At 71.9% G+C, this 7,674-nt stretch carries 9 protein-coding genes and 1 pseudogene; 8 read left to right on the top strand and 2 right to left on the bottom strand.

What is annotated here, in order from left to right; translation table 11 throughout:
* From D0D28_RS25545 to D0D28_RS25515, 7 genes and pseudogenes are all read left to right on the top strand, one after another.
* A pseudogene (locus tag D0D28_RS25545) lies at positions 1–196 on the top strand (DUF2752 domain-containing protein); the annotation flags it as partial.
* 12 nt (positions 197–208) lie between these two features.
* Positions 209–964, top strand: coding sequence for a DNA repair protein RecO (gene recO / locus D0D28_RS25540; RefSeq protein WP_094008870.1), 756 nt, complete (start codon positions 209–211; stop codon positions 962–964).
* A 37-nt stretch (positions 965–1,001) separates the two neighbouring features.
* Positions 1,002–1,820: an isoprenyl transferase gene (locus tag D0D28_RS25535; RefSeq protein ID WP_094008871.1), complete on the top strand. Its 819-nt coding sequence runs from the start codon at positions 1,002–1,004 to the stop codon at positions 1,818–1,820.
* Positions 1,817–2,221: a hypothetical protein gene (locus tag D0D28_RS25530; protein ID WP_094008872.1), complete on the top strand. Its 405-nt coding sequence runs from the start codon at positions 1,817–1,819 to the stop codon at positions 2,219–2,221. Before D0D28_RS25535 ends, D0D28_RS25530 begins: the two co-directional genes overlap by 4 nt.
* A 620-nt stretch (positions 2,222–2,841) precedes the next feature.
* The gene (locus D0D28_RS25525) at positions 2,842–3,852 is read left to right on the top strand and encodes a permease (protein ID WP_094008873.1); all 1,011 of its coding nucleotides are present in this window, start codon (positions 2,842–2,844) and stop codon (positions 3,850–3,852) included.
* Entirely contained in the window at positions 3,849–4,208 is a 360-nt protein-coding gene (locus D0D28_RS25520) for a hypothetical protein (protein WP_094008874.1), read from the top strand. The genes D0D28_RS25525 and D0D28_RS25520 overlap by 4 nt, the downstream gene beginning before the upstream one ends.
* A gap of 12 nt (positions 4,209–4,220) precedes the next feature.
* Positions 4,221–5,003: a TIGR03943 family putative permease subunit gene (locus D0D28_RS25515; RefSeq protein ID WP_094008875.1), complete on the top strand. Its 783-nt coding sequence runs from the start codon at positions 4,221–4,223 to the stop codon at positions 5,001–5,003.
* A 181-nt stretch (positions 5,004–5,184) separates the two neighbouring features.
* Here D0D28_RS25515 and D0D28_RS25510 read toward each other — a convergent pair whose 3' ends face one another.
* Complete coding sequence (locus tag D0D28_RS25510) at positions 5,185–5,613, bottom strand: Fur family transcriptional regulator (protein ID WP_094008876.1); 429 nt, start codon at positions 5,611–5,613, stop codon at positions 5,185–5,187.
* Positions 5,610–5,993: an ArsR/SmtB family transcription factor gene (locus D0D28_RS25505; RefSeq protein WP_094008877.1), complete on the bottom strand. Its 384-nt coding sequence runs from the start codon at positions 5,991–5,993 to the stop codon at positions 5,610–5,612. The genes D0D28_RS25510 and D0D28_RS25505 overlap by 4 nt, the downstream gene beginning before the upstream one ends.
* Positions 5,994–6,165: 172 nt before the next feature.
* Here D0D28_RS25505 and D0D28_RS25500 point away from each other — a divergent pair, with 172 nt between their 5' ends.
* Positions 6,166–7,551, top strand: a complete 1,386-nt coding sequence (locus tag D0D28_RS25500; protein ID WP_116113085.1) for a glycine--tRNA ligase — start codon at positions 6,166–6,168, stop codon at positions 7,549–7,551.
* Positions 7,552–7,674 lie beyond the last annotated feature (123 nt).

Raw genomic sequence — 7,674 nt, 5'->3', positions numbered from 1 at the left:
GGTGGTGCTTTTGCCGCTGGCGGTGGTCACGTGGGTCGACGCGGCGGGAGGGGGGGCGGGGCGGGCCAGGCGGTGGTGGCCGGCCGGTGCCCGGGGGCGGTGGGTCACGCTGGTGGTCGTGGGCCTCGCGCTCGTGTGGTGGGTGGGGCGGAACCTGCCGTTCGCGCCGTTCACCGGGTTGTCCGCGTACGCGTGAGACCATGGGGACGTGAGTCTTTATCGCGACACCGGTGTGGTGCTGCGGGTCCACAAGCTGGGTGAGGCGGACCGCATCATCACCTTCCTCACGCGGCGCTACGGCAAGGTCCGGGCCGTCGCGAAGGGGGTGCGCCGCACGACGTCGCGGTTCGGGGCGCGGCTGGAGCCGTTCGGGCACGTCGACGTGCAGTTCTACACCGGCCGCACCCTGGACGTGATCACGCAGGTCCAGACGGTCGACGCGTTCGCGCTGCCGCTCGTGGGCGACTACCAGCGCTACACGGCGGCCAGCGCGATCGCCGAGACCGCCGACCGGCTCACCGTCGAGGAGGGTGAGCCGGCGATGCGGCTGTACCTGCTGGTCGTCGGGGCGCTGCGGGCGCTGGCCGACGGTCAGCGGGACGCCTCGCTGGTCCTGGACGCGTTCCTGCTGCGCGCGATGTCGTTCGCCGGGTGGGCGCCCGCCATCACCGAGTGCGCCCGCTGCGGCCTGCCCGGCCCGCACGCCGCGTTCAACGTGCAGGCCGGCGGCTCGCTGTGCGGCGACTGCCGGGTCGCGGGCTCGGTGCACCCGGCGCCGGAGGTGCTGGTCCTGCTGGAGTCGCTGCTGCACGGCGACTGGGACGTCGCGGAGGCGTCGGTCCCCGCGGCCCGCCGGGACGCCAGCGGCATCGTCGCCGCTCACCTGCAGTGGCACCTGGAGCGGCAGCTGAAGTCGTTGCCGCTCGTCGAGAGGCGTGCCAGGGAGCTCCAGCCGGGCAAGTAGGGTCGGAAGCCGCAACCCGAGGCAGTGGGAGGATCAGGTGCGGCTCAAGGCACGTGCGGTGAGTTCGGCTGCGGTGGAACTGCGGGCCCCGGACCCGCACCCGTCCGGCGCGAAGCCGCCGGCGATCCCCGCCGAGCTGGTGCCCAACCACGTCGCCCTCGTGATGGACGGCAACGGCCGCTGGGCCAACCAGCGCGGCCTGCCGCGGATCGAGGGGCACAAGCGCGGTGAGGCCGTGATGATCGACGTCGCCAGCGGCGCGGTCGAGCTGGGCGTCAAGTGGCTCTCGGTGTACGCGTTCTCGACGGAGAACTGGAAGCGCAGCCCCGACGAGGTGCGGTTCCTGATGGGCTTCAACCGCGACACGATCCGCCGTCAGGTCGACTACCTGGGCTCGATCGGCGTGCGGATCCGGTGGGCCGGGCGCGCGCCGCGGCTGTGGCGCAGCGTCATCAAGGAGCTGCAGGCCGCCGAGGAGAAGACCAGGCACAACACGCTCATGAACATGACGATGTGCGTGAACTACGGGGGACGCGCGGAGATCGTGGACGCGGCCCGTCAGGTGGCGCGGCTGGCCGCCGAGGGCAAGATCAACCCGGACAAGGTGGACGAGCGGATGCTCGCCAAGTACCTGTACCAGCCGGACATGCCCGACGTGGACCTGTTCCTGCGGCCCTCCGGTGAGCTGCGGACGTCGAACTTCATGCTCTGGCAGTCGGCCTACGCGGAGTTCGTGTTCCAGGACACGCTCTTCCCGGACTTCGACCGCCGCCAGCTGTGGGCGGCGTGCGAGGAGTACGCGCGCCGGGACCGCCGGTTCGGGGCCGCGGTGGACGCGGCGAAGGGGGCGTCGTGAACACGGAGGCGGCCGACACGGCGGAGCTGCTGAGCCGGGCCCGGGAAGCGCTCGAAACGTACCTGGAGGTCCACGTCGATGATGACGGTGCGCTGACGTTCTCCCACAACGGCGTGCCGTGCGTGGTGCAGTCGACGCAGCTCGCGGAGGGCCTGACGGTGCTCAGCCTGACCTGCGTGGTCGGCTGGGACCTGCCCGACGACCCGGCCTTCGCGGCGAAGGCGGCCGAGCGGGCGGGCCAGGGCCTGTTCGGAACGCTGGGGGTGCAGCACGCGGAGCGCGGGCTGGACCTGACGCTGCGGTACGCGTTCCCCGCGCAGGGGCTGGAGATCTCCGCGCTGGGGACCCTGCTGATGCTGGTGGTCTCGACGGCGTCCCAGCTGCGCTCCGAGCTGACCTGACCCCGGCCGGGGTGGTGTGAGCGGCAGCCGCTCTCGCTCGGCGGCCCCGCGCACCCGCTGCACGCTGAGACAGCGCGAAAGGACCGCCTCACCGAACGGCCCACCACGAACCGGCCCCTCACTCACGCGACCTCGCCGAGCTGGAGTGGCTGCGGGCTGCCTGTGCCGGTCACGCGACCGCGCCGGGCCGGAGCTGCCTGTGCCGGTCACACGGTCGCGCCGGGCCGGAGCTGCCTGTGCTGGTTACGCGACCGCGCCGGGCCGGAGCTGCCTGTGCCGGTCACACGGTCCCACGGAGCCGGAGCTGCCTCTGCCAGTCACACGGTCCCACGGAGCCGGAGCTACCTCTGCCACTCACGCGACCGCGCCGGGCCGCACCTGCCACCCACGCGACCTCGCCCAGCCAAGCGGCTACCCGCCGCGCGCCGGTCAGCATCAACCGCCTCTCGTCCCGGCCTGCCGCGGGTCCAGTGGCCACCCTCCCGCCCCAGCACGAACGGTCCACTCGCGCACCAAACTTCTCCACGAAATGGTCATCTCGTGCGCCTCACTACACGAGATGGTCCACTCGTCGACCCGGCCCGCCGTTCCTGTCGCCCGTCCCTGGCAGTATCGGCCCCGTGAGCGAAGTACTGGACCGAACCGAGCCCGAGGGCAAGCGGCGCCGGGGGCGGGTCACCTCCATCGAGGTGCTCTGCGCCCTCCTGATCGTCGCCGTCCTCGGGCAGGGCTGGCTGCGCGACGTGCTCGACGTGCCCGCCCTGCGGACCGGGTCCACGGTGTTCGTCGCGGTGTGCGTCCAGGCCCTGCCCTTCCTCGTGCTCGGCGTCCTGATCAGCGGGGCGATCGCGGCGTTCGTCCCGGCACGTGTCCTGCGCCGGGTCATCCCGCGGAACCAGGCGGGCGCGGTGGGCGTCGCGGGCCTGGCCGGCGTCGCCCTGCCCGGTTGCGAGTGCGCGTCGGTGCCGGTGGCGCGCCGCCTCATCGGCCAGGGGGTCGCCCCGGCCGCCGCGCTCACCTTCCTGCTCGCCGCCCCGGCGGTGAACCCGGTGGTGCTCGTCGCCACCGCGGTCGCCTTCCCCGGCGAGCCGGCGATGGTGCTCGCCCGGTTCCTCGGCTCCTTCGCGACCGCCGTCGTCATGGGCCTGCTCTGGGCGCGGTGGGGCAAGCTCGACTGGATCGTCCAGCGCGCCCTGGAACGGCTGCCCGAGGGCGGCGGGAAGTGGCGCACCTTCGCCGAAACCGCGCGCGCCGACCTGGTCGAGTCGGCCGGGTTCCTGGTGCTCGGCGCGCTCATCGCCGCCGCCATGAACGTCCTCGTGCCCGCCGCCTGGTTCGAGGTCCTGAGCAACCAGATCGTGCTGGGCGTGCTGGTGATGGCCGTCCTCGCGGTCGTGCTCGCCCTGTGCAGCGAGGCCGACGCGTTCGTGGCCGCCTCCCTCACCGCGCTCCCGCTGCTGCCGCGGCTGGTGTTCCTGGTGGTCGGCCCGGCGATCGACGTGAAGCTGTTCGCGCTGCAGGCGGGCACCTTCGGGCGCTCGTTCGCGGTACGGTTCGCCCCGGTGACGTTCGTCGTGGCGACCGCTTGCGCGGTGATCGTCGGGGTCCTCGTCCTGGGAGGTGCGAGATGATCCAGCAACAGCCACGGGCCGGGCTCGCGGTGGCATCGGCCGCGCTCGGCGCCGTCGGGGTCGTGATGGCCATGTCGGTGTGGGTGACCTGGGCGTTCGTCCGGCCGCGCGCCGGGGACGCGCTGCCGTCACCGCTGGCCGTCGTGCTCACGCTGGTGCTCGGCGCGCTGTGGGTCCTGATCCTGGTGATGGCGGTGCTGGCCGTCCTGTTCGGCGTCCTCAGCCGCGACGCCGCGGGTGGGCTGGCCCGGGCCGGGATCGCGTTCGGGGCGGTCGCTGCGCTGCTCGCGATGGCCGGTGCCGTCGCGTTCGTGGTCTCCGCGGCCGACTGGCTGACGATCGTGCCGGCACGGTAGGGGAGGGACCTGGTGCGTCGCGAAACGCAGAACATCCTGCTGGTGCTGCTCGGCGGGGCGCTGCTCAAGATCGGCATCAACGGCGACTACCTGCGCTACGTCAAACCCGCGCAGCAGCCGTGGGTGGTCGCCGGGGGCGCGGTGATCCTGCTGCTCGGCGCGGTCGCGATCGTCCGGGACGTGCTGACCGCCCGCCAGACCAGGACGGTCACCGGGGGACAGGACCACGACGACCCGGCGCGGTCGGCCACCCATCAGGCCGGGACGGACACCGCCGGGCACGACCACCACCACCCGGCGCGGTCGGCGTGGCTGCTGGTCGTCCCGGTGCTGGCGGTGTTCCTCGTCGCCCCGCCCGCGCTCGGCTCCGACTCGGTCATCCGCACCTCGGCGGGCGCGCCCCGCTCAGCGGTCGCCCAGGACGCCGCCGCCTTCCCACCGCTGCCGGCCGGGGACGTGGTGCCCCTGACCCTCACCGAGTTCGTCACCCGCGCCGGCTGGGACTCCCGCGGCTCGCTCAACGGCCGCACGGTCCGGCTGAGTGGTTTCGTCGTGCACGCGAAGGAGGGCGTCCTGCTGGCCCGGATGGTGATCCGGTGCTGCGCGGCCGACGCCTCCCCGATGACGGTCCGCCTGACCGGCCCACAAGCGGCCCGCTTCCCCGACGACAGCTGGCTGGAGGTGACAGGCCAACTCGTCCCCGGCACGGCAACCGCCGCGAACGGCTACACCCCGGACGTCACGGTCACCGCACTCCAGCCGATCCCCGCACCCCAGGACGCCTATGAGTACTAGCTCCCGCTGAGGGATGCCCGCGCCCCGCGCGGGGAGTGGTTCCGGCCCCGCCGCGGCTGACGAGGAACCGCGCCCAGCCACGGTTCCAGCCCCCGCGCGCCCCTGGGGCTGCGCCCGCGAACCCGGACAGCGTCGCCCGGCCACCACCCAGGCATCCGGCTACCCGGGCCGGCGACCGAACCTAGCTCCCCAACCGCTTCGTGCACTCCGCGCACGTGCCGACGATCTCCACCGTGTGCCGGATGTCCGAGAAGCCGTTGCCGGACGCGACCTTCTCCGCCCAGCGCTCCACCGCCGGACCCTCCACCTCCACCGTGAAACCGCAGTGCCGGCAGACCAGGTGATGATGGTGGTGCGTCGAGCAGCGGCGGTAGATCGCCTCGCCGGACTCGGTTCGCAGCACGTCCACCTCGCCGGCCTCGGACAGGGACTGCAGCGTCCGGTACACCGTGGTCAGGCCGATGCCGTCGCCACGTTTGCGCAGCTCGTCGTGCAGTTCCTGCGCCGACCGGAAGTCGTCGACCTCCGACAGCAGGTCGACCACGGCCGCGCGCTGCTTCGTCGACCGGCGGCCGGGCACCGGCGCCCGGCGAACCTCGCTACTCGTCATGAACCCTCCTGGACGTGGGCCACCGCGTCCATCACGATGTGCGCCAGATGATCGTCCACGAGCCGGTAGACCACCTCACGGCCCCGGCGCTCACCTCGCACCACACCGGCCGCCTTGAGCACGCGCAGATGCTGGCTGATCAACGGCTGCGCCACGTCGAGCGCGTCGACCAGCTCGTGCACGCACCGGTCGGCGTCCCGCAGCTGGAGCACGATCGCGATGCGCACCGGCGCCGACAGGGCCCGCAGCAGCTCACCGGCCTCGGACAGCGTCGCGGCGGGCTGGGGCGGCGTGCGTGGCTTCAGCTCGTCGGCGGCGTGGACCTGGTCGGCGTCGTCGGGCAATCCGGGCAACGCGGCGTCCGGACGAGCCATCGGCATAGCCATCTCCAGCCTCGTGTCAGTCGGTATCACCCCATCCTAGTGTTCTCCCGGTAGTGGTTGCCGTTATCGCCTCCCCCTCGCCATGTCAAGCCCCGCGCCGGGCCGCGACGAGGGCCGGATACGCTGAACGGAACCGATAACCGTCCCCGCATCTGATGGAGAGCGTGGAGTGCCCGCCAACATTGAGACCGTCGTCAGCCTGTGCAAGCGTCGTGGCTTCGTCTTCCCGAGCGGGGAGATCTACGGCGGAACCCGGTCGGCGTGGGACTACGGACCGCTCGGCGTCGAGCTCAAGGAGAACATCAAGCGCCAGTGGTGGCGCACGATGGTCCAGAGCCGCGACGACGTCGTCGGCCTCGACTCCTCCGTGATCCTGCCCCGCCAGGTGTGGGTGGCCTCCGGTCACGTCAACGCCTTCCACGACCCGCTCGTCGAGTGCACCGCGTGCCACCGCCGCTTCCGCTCCGACCAGCTGGCCGAGGACTACAGCGCCCGCACCGGCAAGGAGACCTCCGAGGACGACCTGTCCGACGTCCCCTGCCCGAACTGCGGCACCCGCGGCCAGTACACGCCGCCGCGCGAGTTCAACATGATGCTCAAGACGCACCTGGGCCCGGTCGAGTCCGAGGAGGGCCTGCACTACCTCCGCCCGGAGACCGCGCAGGGCATCTTCGTGAACTTCCTCAACGTGCTGACCACGTCGCGGAAGAAGCCGCCGTTCGGCATCGGCCAGATCGGCAAGTCGTTCCGCAACGAGATCACGCCCGGCAACTTCATCTTCCGCACCCGCGAGTTCGAGCAGATGGAGATGGAGTTCTTCGTCGAGCCGGGCGAGGACGAGCGCTGGCACCAGTACTGGATCGACCTGCGCACCGAGTGGTACACCGACCTCGGCATCAACCGCGGCAACCTGCGGCACTACGAGCACCCGAAGGAGAAGCTGTCGCACTACTCGAAGCGCACCGTCGACATCGAGTACCGCTTCGGTTTCTCCGCCGGCCAGGAGTGGGGTGAGCTCGAGGGCATCGCGAACCGCACCGACTTCGACCTCACCACGCACTCCAACCACTCCGGCGTCGACCTGGCCTACTTCGACCAGGCCACCAAGGAGCGCTACCGGCCGTTCGTCATCGAGCCGGCCGCCGGTGTGGGCCGCCCGATGATGGCGTTCCTGCTGGACGCCTACCACGAGGACGAGGTGCCCAACGCCAAGGGCGGCGTCGACAAGCGCGTCGTGCTCAAGCTCGACCCGCGCCTGGCGCCGTTCAAGGTCGCGGTGCTGCCCCTGTCCCGCAACGCCGACCTGACGCCGAAGGCGAAGGACCTGGCCGCCCAGCTGCGCCGCAACTGGAACGTCGACTTCGACGACGCCGGCTCGATCGGCAAGCGCTACCGCCGCCAGGAGGAGGTCGGCACCCCGTTCTGCGTCACCGTGGACTTCGACACGCTCGAGGACCAGGCCGTGACGGTGCGGGAGCGCGACAGCATGCAGCAGGAGCGCGTGGCGATCGACAAGGTGGAGGCCTACCTCGCCGCCCGGCTCCCCGGCTGCTGACGAAGACCGTTCGAAAGCCCTGGTCACGCACTGTGTGACCAGGGCTTTTCGGTATGCGGGTGGAATCGGCGCCGGCGCGCCGTCGCGCGCATCCGCCGGCGCCCTGGTCACGACCGCACCCGG

Source organism: Amycolatopsis ruanii (assembly GCF_003385175.1).
Taxonomy (GTDB): Bacteria; Actinomycetota; Actinomycetes; order Mycobacteriales; family Pseudonocardiaceae; genus Amycolatopsis_E; species Amycolatopsis_E thermalba.
The sequence above is the reverse complement of the archived record's forward strand: the minus strand, read 5'-3'. Positions and strand labels throughout refer to the sequence as shown.